We start from the raw sequence: 13,228 nt of genomic DNA on the forward strand, positions 1-13,228 counted from the left end.
TTTTTATATTAATCTAAAAAATGTTTTTGATAAAAGAGGGGTAGATTATAAAAATAAAAGCTATATATATGATATTAGAAAGGAAAAAAATGAAGGGGTAGAGTATTTTATTTTAACAAAAAGAAAAAAATAATAGAGGGAAAGAAAATATAAAAAAAGGCTGAATAAACAGCCATGGAAAATTTATCAAATTTTGTATTAAAAATTAGGGGTCGCAATCCAAATTTAAACAAAAATCAATAATGAAGAAAATGAGATTACCTCATCTACTTTTGTTGTGCAAATGTATTGCAAATGTTTCTTTTTTCCAAAATTAAATTCGTTTTTAACACTCACGAACGTTAGAGTTATAATAATAATATTTAAAAAAATAAGAATATCATTATTTAAGAATTTTATAAAAAAGAAATAAAAATTAATGAATTATAAAGTATCAACTTTTAGATTCTCCATCTTAGATAAAAGAGGAGAAAAACACTTTTTGGCTAATTTGCCCGGGAATATCGATTCTCAAGATTTATTTGATGAGTTTTGTCATGACATTTTTTCAAATACTAAAAAATTTAATGAGAACGGGAAAGACAAAAGTCTTACCTTGAGAGAACCTCATAGATTTGATAAAACTAATAGGCAAATCTATGGAAAATTTGATGCCGGGACAACAGGAGATCCTGTAAATATTAATGATCCAGAAACTAATGCAACTAATTATTCAGTTAGTTCTGATGAACTTCAAGCAAGAATATTAAATTTCTTTATTCAAATTCCAAAAAACAAACAAGAAGGTTTTATTATATTACAAAGAAAATCTACTCATAGCATTCAAAAGAGTTTTGAAGATTGTTTTAATAATTTTTTAGTGAAAAAAGGTTTTCAAGGTGAGAATAGAATTAAAATTAAGCTTTCACATGCTCCTAATTTAAAATTAATGCAAAGAATGATGGATGGAGGAGATTTGAAGGAGATAAACCTTGAAAGAAATATTATACCAAATAGTTTTTCAGAGTTATTTGAAGGAGTAAGTGATTCAAATTTAGGGACAATTACTACACAATTGAAATTTAATAAAATAGCTACAAAGGATAACTTTAAACAAGTTTTATATAATATTTATAATAAAAGTTATAGTGGTGATGATCAAGTTGAGATTGATGGAAACTTTTATGATGAAGTTTCGTTTACGTTTTATCTTGACAAAGTTACTAAGACATTCTATGTGAAAGATAAATCAAAAATTAGATCAGAAATTGATATTACATCTATGATAGATAATGAAAGTTTCAGGGGAGAGATTCCATTACATAAATTTGTTGAAATCTCAATAAAACTAATTTTAGAAATTTCATAAATTAAAGGTTGTTTATTTGAACTACCTTTTCTATAATAAAAACCTAACAGGGTTCTGAATCCTGTTAGGTTTTGTTATATTAATTAACAAGGTACATCTTATCTTACATATTTCTTCTGTACTTACCACCCACTTCAAATAAAGCATTGGTGATTTGCCCCAAAGAGCAGAATTTAACCGCATCAATCATTACTTCAAATAAGTTCTGCTGGTTGATTGCTGCATGCTGAAGTTTTCTCAACGCTTCTTCAGATTTTTCTTCATTAGCTTTCTGGAAATTGTGAAGAGATTCAATCTGTGCCTGTTTTTCTTCTTCGGTAGAACGGATAACCTCTCCCGGAAGTACGGTTGGGGAACCGTCTTTTCCAAGGAATGTATTCACCCCGATGATTGGATATTCTCCTGTGTGTTTCAACCATTCATAATGCATAGATTCTTCCTGGATCTTAGAACGCTGGTACATCGTTTCCATAGCTCCAAGAACACCTCCTCTTTCTGTGATTCTGTCAAATTCTGCATATACTGCCTCTTCTACAAGGTCCGTTAGCTCTTCGATAATGAAAGATCCCTGAAGTGGGTTCTCGTTTTTAGCAAGACCTAGTTCTTTATTGATAATCAGCTGAATCGCCATTGCTCTTCTTACCGATTGTTCTGTAGGAGTCGTGATGGCTTCATCATAAGCATTCGTGTGAAGTGAATTACAGTTATCATAGATCGCATAAAGTGCCTGAAGGGTAGTTCTGATATCATTGAAATCAATTTCCTGAGCGTGAAGAGAACGTCCTGAAGTCTGAATATGGTATTTCAACATCTGGCTTCTTTCATCTGCACCATATTTTAGTTTCATTGCTTTTGCCCAGATTCTTCTGGCTACACGTCCGATCACTGAATATTCAGGGTCAATACCGTTAGAGAAGAAGAAGGATAGGTTCGGAGCAAAATCATTGATATCCATTCCTCTTGACAGATAGTATTCCACATAAGTGAAACCGTTGGCCAATGTAAATGCCAGCTGAGACACAGGATTAGCCCCTGCTTCAGCAATGTGATAACCGGAAATGGAAACAGAGTAGAAGTTTCTCACTTTTTCTTTGATGAAATATTCCTGAACGTCACCCATTAATCTTAAGGCAAATTCAGTAGAGAAGATACAAGTATTCTGAGCCTGGTCTTCCTTTAAAATGTCAGCCTGAACAGTACCACGAACGGTAGCAATTGTTTTAGCCTTAATTTCAGCATATACCTCTGCAGGGATAATTTCATCACCGGTTAATCCTAAAAGCTGTAATCCTAATCCGCTATTGGATGGAGGAAGTTCGCCTTTATATTTTGGTCTTTCTAAACCTTTATCGTCGAATTTTTCTTTAAGTTTAGCTTCAACTTTAGATTCTAATCCATTTTCTTTAATGTATTTTTCAACATTCTGGTCAATGGCAGCATTCATGAAGAATGCCAATAGCATTGGAGCTGGACCATTGATGGTCATGGAAACTGAAGTCAATGCATTCACCAGATCAAATCCAGAATATAGTTTTTTAGCATCATCCAAAGTCGCAATGGAAACCCCTGCATTACCAATCTTACCATAGATGTCTGGTGGTAAAGCTGGATCCTGTCCGTATAATGTTACCGAGTCAAAAGCCGTAGATAAACGTTTTGCAGGCATTTCTGCAGATACATAATGAAATCTTCGGTTGGTTCTTTCCGGGCCACCTTCTCCCGCAAACATTCTTGTTGGGTCTTCACCTGTTCTTTTAAACGGATAAATTCCGGCAGTATAAGGGAAGCTTCCCGGAAGGTTTTCCTGGCCTTTCCATTGAATCAGATCACCCCAATCGTTGTATTTTGGTAAAGCAATTTTTGGAATTCTTAGGTGAGATAAAGATTCTGTAGAAGTTTCTACTTTAATTTCTTTTCCTCTTACAAAATAGGAGTAAAACTCTGCATGGAACGCTTTTTTTGTATCATCCCATGTTTTCAGGAAATCAATATTTTCCTGCTGAAGTTCTTTTTCTGCTTTTTGATATTCAATATCTAAAGCTTCATTAGAAATAATATTTTTTACCCCTTCAATATGGTATAATTTTCTTGCTAATTCAGCTTGTTTCTCAACATTAGCATCATATTGTTTGTTGTTTTCAACAATTTCAGAAAGGTAACGAACTCTTTTGGGTGGAATGATGGTTACTTCATCTGTAATTTCCTGCTCAACGAAAGTCTTAAGCCCTAAGTCAGTAAACTTATCATTTACTTTTGAAACCAATCTGTTGTAAAGTTCTGTTGTTCCGTGGTCATTGAACTGAGATGCTTTTGTAGCATATACAGGCATATCCTCCAATGGGCTTTCCCATAAAAGATGGTTTCTCTGGAACTGCTTTCTTACCGCCTGAAGCGCGTCAAGAGCCCCTCGTTTGTCGGATTTGTTTAATGCCACCAGATCAGCATAATCTAACATGTCAATTTTTTCCAGCTGTGTAGAAGCACCATATTCAGGAGTCATTACATACATGGAAACATCTGCAAAATCAGAAACCTCTGATCCTGATTGCCCAATCCCTGAAGTTTCAAGGATGATCACATCCGGGTGCGCCAGTTTCAATACATTCAGTGCAGAATGGATAAATGGAGAAACAGAAACGTTGTTTTCTCTTGTGGCCATTGAACGCATGTATACTCTTGGATCATTAATCGCATTCATACGGATTCTGTCTCCAAGAAGAGCTCCTCCGGTTTTCTTTTTAGAAGGATCAATAGAAATAATTGCGATTTTTTTATCGGTGTTGGAACGTAGGAAACGTCTTACCAATTCATCCGTTAAAGATGATTTTCCAGCCCCTCCGGTTCCTGTAATCCCAATGATTGGAATATTTAAATCTTTTGATTTCTCATCAATCGCTTTTACCAATTCAGGTTTTTCTTCTGAAAAGTTCTCAACGGCTGAGATAATTCTGGCAATACTTGTTGAATTTTCAAAATTGATTAAGTCCAAATCATCGGCTGTTACATCTTTTCCTGTTGCAAAATCTGAACGGTGTACCAGATCATCAATCATTCCCTGAAGGCCAAGTTCACGGCCATCATCCGGAGAATAGATTCTATCAATTCCATAAGACATCAGGTCTTTAATCTCTTCCGGAAGGATAACACCACCACCGCCACCAAAAATTTTGATCTGTGGTGAATTTTTTTCTCTTAAAAGATCATAGATATATTTGAAATATTCATTGTGCCCTCCTTGATATGAAGTTAATGCTATAGCATTGGCATCTTCCTGGATCGCTGTGTTTACAACTTCCTCTGCTGATTTGTCATGTCCTAAGTGAATCACTTCACATCCAGTTCCCTGAATGACACGACGCATAATATTGATCGCAGCGTCATGTCCGTCAAATAATGACGCAGCGGTTACGATTCTTACCTTGTTGGTTGGAGTATATTTTTGGGTTTCCATAAAAATTCTAGAAAGTTTCTAAGTTTTCAAATATAATAATAAAAAAACAACCCTGTGTTTGATTTTATTGAGCTGATTATCATTTGGTTAAATTGGTTTATTTAATAAAATAGCTCCAATTTTAGGTTTGAGAATTTGAAAGTCTTACGGTTCGGTAGTTACAGAATTAAAAATGACTTCCAGATTTTATTTAGAAATTGATAGATCCTTAATTACTCAAATTAAAATCTCTACTTTTGCACCATATTTTACAGACATGCAAAAAGCTTTGATATATTTCGCATTGGGAACAGTAGTAAGCTTCCTTATCAATTATTTCTTTTTAAGTTCAGATAATATGGGACTGGAACTTTATTATGCCATTGCCTTCGGGGCGGCGTGGGGAATTGCTTATTATCTGGATACTCCGGATTTTACATTGCCTAAGAAACTAGGTCTGTCTTTTTTAGCCATGGCTATTTTGGTTCTGATAGGTACTTTACTATTTAAGCTCGAACTGGCGATTCCATCTATTCTGAAATTTTCGATGGTCTTTGTAGCCTATTATGTAATAGCAAGTTTTAGGGCCACTAAGTCATTAAGAAAATAAAAAAAAGAGGCTGTCGTATCGGACAGCCTCTTTTTTTATTTAATGGAGCATCAGAAAACTTACTAATGCCAATCCTGTAGCTAAGAATATGAATGCAAACAGATTGAGAAAGAATATAATTCCACCAATCATAATACTTACAATACCATGTGATTTGTAGACCCGGCGATGGGCAATGAAGAAATAAATGAGTCCGTATGCCGAAATTATGAATATAATCAGTGATAGTAAAGAAGGGAAAAATGTATATTCCGATAATAAGCCTGCAGCTTTAATGAGCAGTGCTAATATCAAAATGCTTACAAGTAAAAATGAAAAATAATGCAGAGTGAAAATGCCATGGTCAAAATACCACCATTTTCTTTTGCTATGAAATATCCATAAAAAGAATGCAAAAATTGGGAGATAGATGAATAGGGCTTTAGGCAGATTGTGAAAAGAGGTTTCTACCAGATTTCTCAGAATATCTCCTTTTTTAACACCTTCTTCTTTTAGACTGAAGAATTTACGGGCAAAAGCATCATTGATAAAACTAAAAATATTTTTTTTATTGGCTGTTCCTTTATCATATTCCTCCTGAGTCTTGTATCCCCGATAATTGGTGTCATCAGCTATTTTATTATTGGTATCCAATGTGCTTATAAGACCTTCTTGGAAGCTGTCTTTCTTCAAAGAATCTTGTATGTAGGTCTGTGCTTGATTAAGTTGTGTTATTTTCGCAGAATCTTTTACTCTCAGCTTTTCTATTTCAATCCCTTCGACAATGTTTTGCACGACCTGGTTTTTGACTGGGTTAGCTTGAGGAACATTGTGTTCCTCTTTTTTTGTATGTCCATAATTGACATTAAAAGGAGGAAATAATGCAAATAGGAAGAATGTAATAAAACTGACAAAAATATAGAGTTTTACAGGGGGTACGAATTTCTGTCGCTTTCCTTCCAGATAAGTGTTTGTTAGTTTCCCGGGGCTAAATAATAAATTCTTTACCGTTCCCCAGAACTGGCCATCATAATGGGTAAAGTCTTCGATAAAATGGGTAAAAAGAAAATAGAAAGGCTGTCTGCGTTCAGTATTTTCCTGTCCGCAATGAGGGCAGAATCTTTCTTCTACTTGATGCCCGCAATTCAGGCAGATTTTATCTTCTCGGATCTTTCCGTGGCTCATGGTACTTGTTTGTGTGGCAAAGATAATTATTTCAGTAAATAAATAATGATATCAATACTCTTTTGAAGAAATCCTTAAAGAAAAATTAAAATTGAGGAGTAATTATTCTTGAAACCGAATGGAATTAATACTAATGATAGTTATGAATGCCTTTTCTAATAAGTTTAAAGGAGTGAATTAAAGAATAATATTTTACAGGGATTTTAGAGAAAAGGCAATAAAGAAAGAGTTGAGGGAAGAAACTCTTGCTTTATCATCTTCGTGCTTTTAGAACCTTCTAAACGTTTTTTTTCATCGCCACAACATTTTACAAGTTTTATGCCAAAAGTATAAATAGTGCTAAAATCTATTGCTACAGGGTTGATTATCCGATATTTTATAGATTAAATAAAATATGTTTTTGGGTTACAAAAATAATTTGTACCTTTGCACACCCTTTTAGGGGTAAATTATGTTTAATCTTTAACTAAAACGTGTGAATACATTAAGTTACAAAACTGTTTCAGCGAACAAAGCTACTGCTAATAAAGAATGGGTTGTGGTAGACGCTGAAGGACAGCCGTTAGGAAGACTAGCTTCTACGGTTGCAAAGATTTTGAGAGGTAAGCACAAAACGAATTTTACACCTCACGTAGATTGTGGTGATAACGTAATCGTTTTGAATGCTGGGAAAATTACGCTTTCCGGAAACAAGTGGGCTGATAAGACTTATATCTGGCATACAGGATACCCTGGTGGACAGAAGTCTATGACTGCGGCTGAACTTCAAAAGAAAGATTCTTTAAAGGTATTAGAGAAGTCTGTAAAAGGTATGTTGCCTAAAAACAGATTAGGATCTGCTATCCTTAAGAACCTTTATTTGTATGAAGGAACTGAGCACAAACATGAAGCTCAACAGCCAAAAACAATTAATGTTAACGAATTTAAATAATTAATTATGTCTATAGTTCACAAAATCGGAAGAAGAAAAACTTCTGTAGCAAGAGTTTATGTAAGACCAGGTTCTGGAAACATTACAGTAAACGGTAAAGATGCTAAAGAATATTTCTCTACAGACGTGATGGTTTACAAATTAAACCAACCGTTCATCCTTTCTGAGACTGTTGGTCAGTATGACGTTACCGTAAACGTATTCGGTGGAGGTAATACAGGTCAGGCAGAAGCTATCAGATTAGGTATTTCTAGAGCTTTATGCGAAATCAACGCTGAGTTCAGATTAGCATTAAAGCCAGCTGGTTTACTTACAAGAGACGCAAGAATGGTGGAAAGAAAGAAGCCAGGTCAGAAAAAAGCAAGAAAGAGATTCCAATTCTCAAAACGTTAAGATTTGCTGTTGGCGAATGGCTTTTGGCTATTGGCTACAGAAATGTACTACATTTTATTTAAACTTAATCTCGGCGAAGAGCCCATTGCCAAAAGCAATAAGCAAAGCGCCAATTGCCCGTTACGTTTAGCATCCAAACGCTTCTCCCATCTAAAGAAGTTGTTGATTGTTTAAAAAACGGAAAGTAAACTAACAAAAACAGAAAACATGGCAAAAGCAAATGTAAAAGACCTTTTAGAGGCTGGTGTACACTTCGGTCACATGACTAGAAAGTGGAACCCAAATATGGCTCCATACATTTTTATGGAGAAGAACGGTATTCACATTGTAGACTTACATAAAACAGCAGTTAAATTGGATGAAGCGTGCAGCGCTTTAGAAAAATTAACTTCTGCAGGTAAAAAAGTTCTTTTCGTAGCTACTAAGAAGCAAGCGAAAGAAGTGGTTGCAAAACACGCTTCTGAACTTAATATGCCTTATATTACAGAAAGATGGCCAGGTGGTATGTTAACGAACTTCGTTACTATCAGAAAGGCGGTAAAGAAGATGAACTCTATCGACAAAATGAAAAAAGACGGTACGTTCGAAACTTTATCTAAAAAAGAAAGATTACAAGTTGACAGACAAAGAGCTAACTTAGAGAAAAACTTAGGTTCTATCTCTGACATGGTTAGACTTCCTTCTGCAATCTTTGTAGTTGATATCTTAAGAGAACACATCGCGGTAACTGAAGCTAAGAAGCTTGGTATTCCAGTTTTCGGTATCGTTGATACAAACTCTGACCCTAGAAAAGTTGACTTCGTTATCCCAGGAAACGATGATGCTTCTAAATCTATTGATATGATCTTGAGCATTGTTTCTGATTCTATCAAAGAAGGTCAGTCTCAAAGAAAAGCTGATAAAGAAAAATCTAAAGAAGAAGGAGAAAAAGTATCTGCTGATACAGATGCTGATTTCGATGCTGAATAATTAAAGATTTTCTTTAATATAGGAAAAACGCTGGATTTCGATCCAGCGTTTTTTTGTTTTAGTTTATCTTTTTGGACAGATAACAACCGATGGAATAGTAGGATCTTCTGGTGTTAAGACTTCTCCCACCTTACATACAACCCCACAGCATATTTCTCCTATGTCGGTATTACAGCCTTGTGTACATAATTTAAATCCTCCTTTAATTGTTTTTAAGGCATTCCTTGGAATTCTTTTTAAATTTTTCATGGTTTTTAGTTTTGACTTGTCCTACTCTGTATGCTTTTCGGCTACCGCAATTATTTTTTAAAAATAGATATTTATTACTTTGTATGTTTTATATAATAACTTTTTGATTTTATGTTATTTACATTTTTATTTATAATCATTTATGGACAAAGTAGACAATGAGCATCTTAGAGGTTTATATGCTGCCTGTTTTGTCTGTAAGTAAATATTAAAAATAAAAAAACTGCAGAATTCTGCAGTTCTATTTTTAGTTAGATAATTTGATATTATATGAACTGGTAATAAATTTTGTAGACTGATAGGATGAGTTGCACAACATTCCTGATAGTCTGTAGCTTTGGTTTTTAGGAACCATAACTGCGCCGATTTTCCCAGCTCCAATAGGAACCTTTTTAAAGTATCCGTTTCCGCTGATGGTAAGGACCATATTGCAACGAGACGCATTTTCTACTGAAAGGGAGGTTCTTAGGTTAGTGGGATCTGTTTCGTTAAGAAGATCTGTAAGTACTTCAGCTGTTTCAGGTTTATGAGTCTTCATCAGTTCATTATATTCTCTCTCTGTATTAGCTGCACTGCCACCACCAGTATTGGTAGGATAGGGATTTCTAATGGGATAACCACCATAATTAACACTACAGCTGGTAAGGATCATTGAAATCCCAGTCAGAACTAATAACTTTTTCATACCTGTTTATTTTTTTCTTTTTTTTAATGGTTTTTCAGAGGGTGCCTTTGTGGGTGAGGCTTGCTGAGCACCTGGCTGACCTGGATTATCTATGGTTACAAAGATACTTCTTTTTATATCTTTTTGAGAGAAGTACTTCATGTCACAGACATTACTGTTCAGTGTATAAGAACCTTTATTAATTATAATAAAATTTTCTCCGTGAGCAGGTACGGCAAGATTATAATAATCATTACCTTCTATCCGGAGAACAATATTACAGTCCGAGTTATTCTTAAATAAAAGAATGGATTCTTTTTTGGTAATATCCTCATTGAGCATTGTATTGAGAAGCTGCTCAGTTTTCTCTCTATGTTCTGTAGATGTTTCGGCAATTAAACGCCTAAATTCTTCCGCTTCATTAGAATTGGGATCTTTCATCGCATTTTTTGGAATATCTGCGATAACGGGCCTTGTTTCCATTGGTTTGGCAGTCCTTGCTCCCTTTGTCCATTCAGAGTTTTTTAAAGCAATGAGCTTAGGTTTTAGCACACTTTTTTTAGGATCGTCAGGGTGTGCGGTCTTAAGATATTCTTCAATTTCCTTAATATTTGTGCTTTTTAAAATGTCTTTACTGCCTTTTTGTGCGGAGGTAAAGCCGGGTGTAAGGAAAGTGAAAAATAAAATCGTCAAAAATTTTTTTTTCATCAATAGTGTTTCGTTTATTTCATCAGTTGATTCGGAATTTTATGTAGGTTATTGTTTTTCCTTTTGCTGAGAATAGCTGTTCATAATACGTTTGAATATCTCTCAAATGGGGCGTATTAGGATCATATTCCGGAGCTCCATAGATATCATGGTGAGCGGTAATGATTTCATATCCTGCTCCCTGTAAATATCCTAGAGTATATCCATGAAGGAATTCTGAGTCAGTTTTCAAATGGATAATTCCTCCTGGCTTCAGGAATTTTTTATAACGGGCTAAAAAGTCCGGGTGTGTCAATCTATGTTTTGTTCTTTTGTATTTGATTTGTGGATCCGGGAAGGTAATCCAGATCTCATCCACTTCATTTTCAGCAAAGAAATGATCCACAAGTTCAATCTGTGATCTTAAAAAGGCAACATTAGTCATCCCGTTTTCCACTGCCTCTTTTGCTCCGAACCAGAATCTTGCCCCTTTAATATCAATCCCGATAAAGTTCTTTTCTGGAAATGTTTTGGCTAACCCTACAGAGTATTCTCCTTTTCCACAGCCTAGCTCCAGAACAATCGGGTTGTCATTTTTAAAGAAATTTTCTCTCCATTTTCCTTTAAGTTCAAAGCCTTCTAAAGCATCTTCCCGTGTTGGTTGAATTACATTCGGTAGTATCTTGTTTTCTGCAAATCTTGCTAATTTATTCTTGCCCATTGAGTCATGTATAAAATGACTGCAAAAGTAATAAAATTTACACAGAATTGAGGTCTTTTAAAGTTAAAAGACCTATGGTGAGGCTATGATATTGTTTTGATTATTTTGCTGTTGCGCTGCCTAAAGCAACCATAATTGGCTTTTGAATAGTTTTTTGTGATGCATACTGTGCACCACATACCAAACTTGTGAAAAGATACTGTCCTTTTTCTACTACGATGGAGTTGTCCTTATGGGCCGGAACGGCGAGTCTGTATTTAATTGTACCAACACTTTCCATCCTTACAATAATATTGCAGTCAGATTGATTTTGGATAAGAACAATACATTCTTTAGCATTGGGATCATTATCAAATAAGGAATTAAGGATTTTGACGGTTTTGTTTTGATGTTCAATAGGAGAGATATTCATAAGCATATTAAATTCCTCGGCTTCTGCATTAGGAATTGCAGCATTAGCTGCTGTGTTCACCACAAATGTATTTTGAGCGTTGCTTGGAGTATAAGTTTCTGTTGATTTTTTGGCGGCAAGTTCAGCTTTATATTTGGCAATCTGTTTCTGTTTGATAATAGCATTCATTTCATCAAAGGTGATTTTTGTAGAAGGTCTTCTTCTTAATAAGGCCAGCATTTCCTGCATGTCTTTCACTTTCTGATCTTCGGGATGAGCATTTTTGATGTATTCTTTCATCATTTCCATAACCCTTGGTTTTAGGACAGATCTTCTGGGATCATCAGGATGAGCGTCTCTTAAGAATGCATTGATTTCATATATATTATTGCTTTTCAGAATTTCGCTGTAATCTTTTCCCTTCTTTTGGGCATACACGCTGAAAAACAAGACCGAGGCAAGAAGTAAAAGTATTTTTTTCATTAATATAATATTAAGTTAAAAATTAGGTACTTTTTCTTAATTTGTGTTTGGGTCAATTAGTCTTTTAGTAGGATAACGAAATAGTATTGTTTTTATTTTAAACACATTATCGTGATATAAAATTAAACATATTTTTGAATATAAGTGAAATGTTTTATGTGAGAAGTGAATGATTGACAATAGATGCCCGCATTGGTGTAAAAGAAAAACCCATGTAAAACTACATGGATTTTTGTATAAATGTGAATTGTTATTTCTCGGTCTGTTGGGGTGCTATGACTTCCTGGAGATGTGAACTTCTTAATCTCTTCTGGTAGATAGGCATATATTTTTCTATAGGAATTTTGATGGCTTCAAAGTTTCCAGCCAATACATAAGGCTGAATGTTTTCCGAAGTATAGACAAACTGTAAAAAGTTATCGATCAGGTTTTCAGGTATTTTAAATTTAGCAAAATAGTCTTTCCCTAAATAATTTTTAACCTGAGTGATGGAGGTATTCATATTCTCGTAAGCCTGATAACGCTGCTTCTTCTTTCTTTCACCAGAAAGCATATCATAGATACTTTCAAGGCTGAAGGTAAGTCCGCCATCCCTTAATCCCGCAACCGGAAGCTCAGGAGGGGTTCCATCTCCTTTAGGTTCAGGAAGTCCGATAACTTTTTTAATTGCAAGGGCTTTATCTTCTTTTCTGAGAGAATTTACATCATATCTTAGGTTTCCTGTAGGTTTAAATCTGCTGAGCACAATTTCCTGAATCTCATAATAAGCTACTTTCAGTTCTACAAGATTTTTCTGCCCCAATAACTGAGGAGTCAATTTAATATCCTTTCTTTCCGTAACAATAGAGGTAAAACGGATAACATCTCCGGGATTGGCCGGGACATTGAAATTACCGTTGAAGTCCGCAAGAACAGTTTTTTGGGTATTAAGATTGGTAACATATACCTGGTTAAGATAAAGGATGGAGTTATCCCTTAGAAATACTTCACCGGAATATATTTGAGCATTGATTTTTGCCAGAAAAATCAGCATCAGCAGAGTAAACAGTTTCTTCATATAATTGGCAAAATTACATAGAAATACAGCAATTTGTGCTTAGTTGGATAAAGAATAGTGGTTAAAGTTATATTAAACTTTAGTATTGAATTGTTAATGAATGTTATAAACATATTTTCAATTTGAATCTA

At 34.7% G+C, this 13,228-nt stretch carries 13 protein-coding genes; 5 read left to right on the forward strand and 8 right to left on the reverse strand.

Annotated features, from left to right (window positions below; genetic code table 11):
- Positions 1-418 precede the first annotated feature (418 nt).
- Entirely contained in the window at positions 419-1,348 is a 930-nt protein-coding gene (locus NBX25_RS22800; protein WP_123909863.1) for a hypothetical protein, read from the forward strand.
- 103 nt (positions 1,349-1,451) lie between these two features.
- Here the strand turns inward: NBX25_RS22800 and NBX25_RS22805 are convergent, their stop codons facing one another.
- On the reverse strand, positions 1,452-4,799 hold the full coding sequence (locus NBX25_RS22805) for a methylmalonyl-CoA mutase family protein (RefSeq protein WP_250255573.1): 3,348 nt from the start codon (positions 4,797-4,799) through the stop codon (positions 1,452-1,454).
- A gap of 172 nt (positions 4,800-4,971) precedes the next feature.
- Between NBX25_RS22805 and NBX25_RS22810 the strand changes: the two genes are divergently transcribed.
- On the forward strand, positions 4,972-5,388 hold the full coding sequence (locus NBX25_RS22810) for a hypothetical protein (RefSeq protein WP_349815594.1): 417 nt from the start codon (positions 4,972-4,974) through the stop codon (positions 5,386-5,388).
- A 39-nt stretch (positions 5,389-5,427) separates the two neighbouring features.
- Here NBX25_RS22810 and NBX25_RS22815 read toward each other — a convergent pair whose 3' ends face one another.
- Complete coding sequence (locus tag NBX25_RS22815) at positions 5,428-6,552, reverse strand: DUF3667 domain-containing protein (RefSeq protein WP_250255575.1); 1,125 nt, start codon at positions 6,550-6,552, stop codon at positions 5,428-5,430.
- 475 nt (positions 6,553-7,027) lie between these two features.
- Here NBX25_RS22815 and rplM point away from each other — a divergent pair, with 475 nt between their 5' ends.
- The 3 genes from rplM to rpsB all read left to right on the forward strand — a co-directional run bounded on the left by rplM (position 7,028) and on the right by rpsB (position 8,845).
- On the forward strand, positions 7,028-7,483 hold the full coding sequence (gene rplM / locus NBX25_RS22820) for a 50S ribosomal protein L13 (RefSeq protein WP_047385928.1): 456 nt from the start codon (positions 7,028-7,030) through the stop codon (positions 7,481-7,483).
- A gap of 6 nt (positions 7,484-7,489) precedes the next feature.
- Positions 7,490-7,876 (forward strand): 30S ribosomal protein S9, encoded by a 387-nt coding sequence (rpsI, locus tag NBX25_RS22825; RefSeq protein WP_047373582.1) that lies wholly within the window; start codon positions 7,490-7,492, stop codon positions 7,874-7,876.
- Positions 7,877-8,083: 207 nt separating this feature from the next.
- Positions 8,084-8,845, forward strand: a complete 762-nt coding sequence (rpsB, locus tag NBX25_RS22830; RefSeq protein ID WP_045501217.1) for a 30S ribosomal protein S2 — start codon at positions 8,084-8,086, stop codon at positions 8,843-8,845.
- Positions 8,846-8,908: 63 nt separating this feature from the next.
- On the opposite strand, the gene NBX25_RS22835 is transcribed toward rpsB, so the two are convergent.
- The 6 genes from NBX25_RS22835 to NBX25_RS22860 all read right to left on the reverse strand — a co-directional run bounded on the left by NBX25_RS22835 (position 8,909) and on the right by NBX25_RS22860 (position 13,097).
- Positions 8,909-9,094: a bacteriocin-like protein gene (locus NBX25_RS22835; protein WP_250255577.1), complete on the reverse strand. Its 186-nt coding sequence runs from the start codon at positions 9,092-9,094 to the stop codon at positions 8,909-8,911.
- Positions 9,095-9,341: 247 nt separating this feature from the next.
- Positions 9,342-9,779: a DUF6759 domain-containing protein gene (locus tag NBX25_RS22840; protein WP_250255579.1), complete on the reverse strand. Its 438-nt coding sequence runs from the start codon at positions 9,777-9,779 to the stop codon at positions 9,342-9,344.
- Positions 9,780-9,785: 6 nt separating this feature from the next.
- On the reverse strand, positions 9,786-10,466 hold the full coding sequence (locus NBX25_RS22845) for a DUF6759 domain-containing protein (protein ID WP_250255580.1): 681 nt from the start codon (positions 10,464-10,466) through the stop codon (positions 9,786-9,788).
- A gap of 22 nt (positions 10,467-10,488) precedes the next feature.
- On the reverse strand, positions 10,489-11,166 hold the full coding sequence (gene trmB, locus NBX25_RS22850; protein WP_123857981.1) for a tRNA (guanosine(46)-N7)-methyltransferase TrmB: 678 nt from the start codon (positions 11,164-11,166) through the stop codon (positions 10,489-10,491).
- A gap of 100 nt (positions 11,167-11,266) precedes the next feature.
- Entirely contained in the window at positions 11,267-12,040 is a 774-nt protein-coding gene (locus tag NBX25_RS22855) for a DUF6759 domain-containing protein (protein WP_123909868.1), read from the reverse strand.
- Positions 12,041-12,290: 250 nt separating this feature from the next.
- Positions 12,291-13,097 carry a hypothetical protein gene (locus NBX25_RS22860; RefSeq protein WP_250255582.1) on the reverse strand — a complete coding sequence of 269 codons (807 nt, stop codon included), beginning with the start codon at positions 13,095-13,097 and terminating at the stop codon, positions 12,291-12,293.
- Positions 13,098-13,228 lie beyond the last annotated feature (131 nt).

This window comes from Chryseobacterium sp. Marseille-Q3244 (genome assembly GCF_940807095.1).
GTDB lineage: Bacteria > Bacteroidota > Bacteroidia > Flavobacteriales > Weeksellaceae > Chryseobacterium.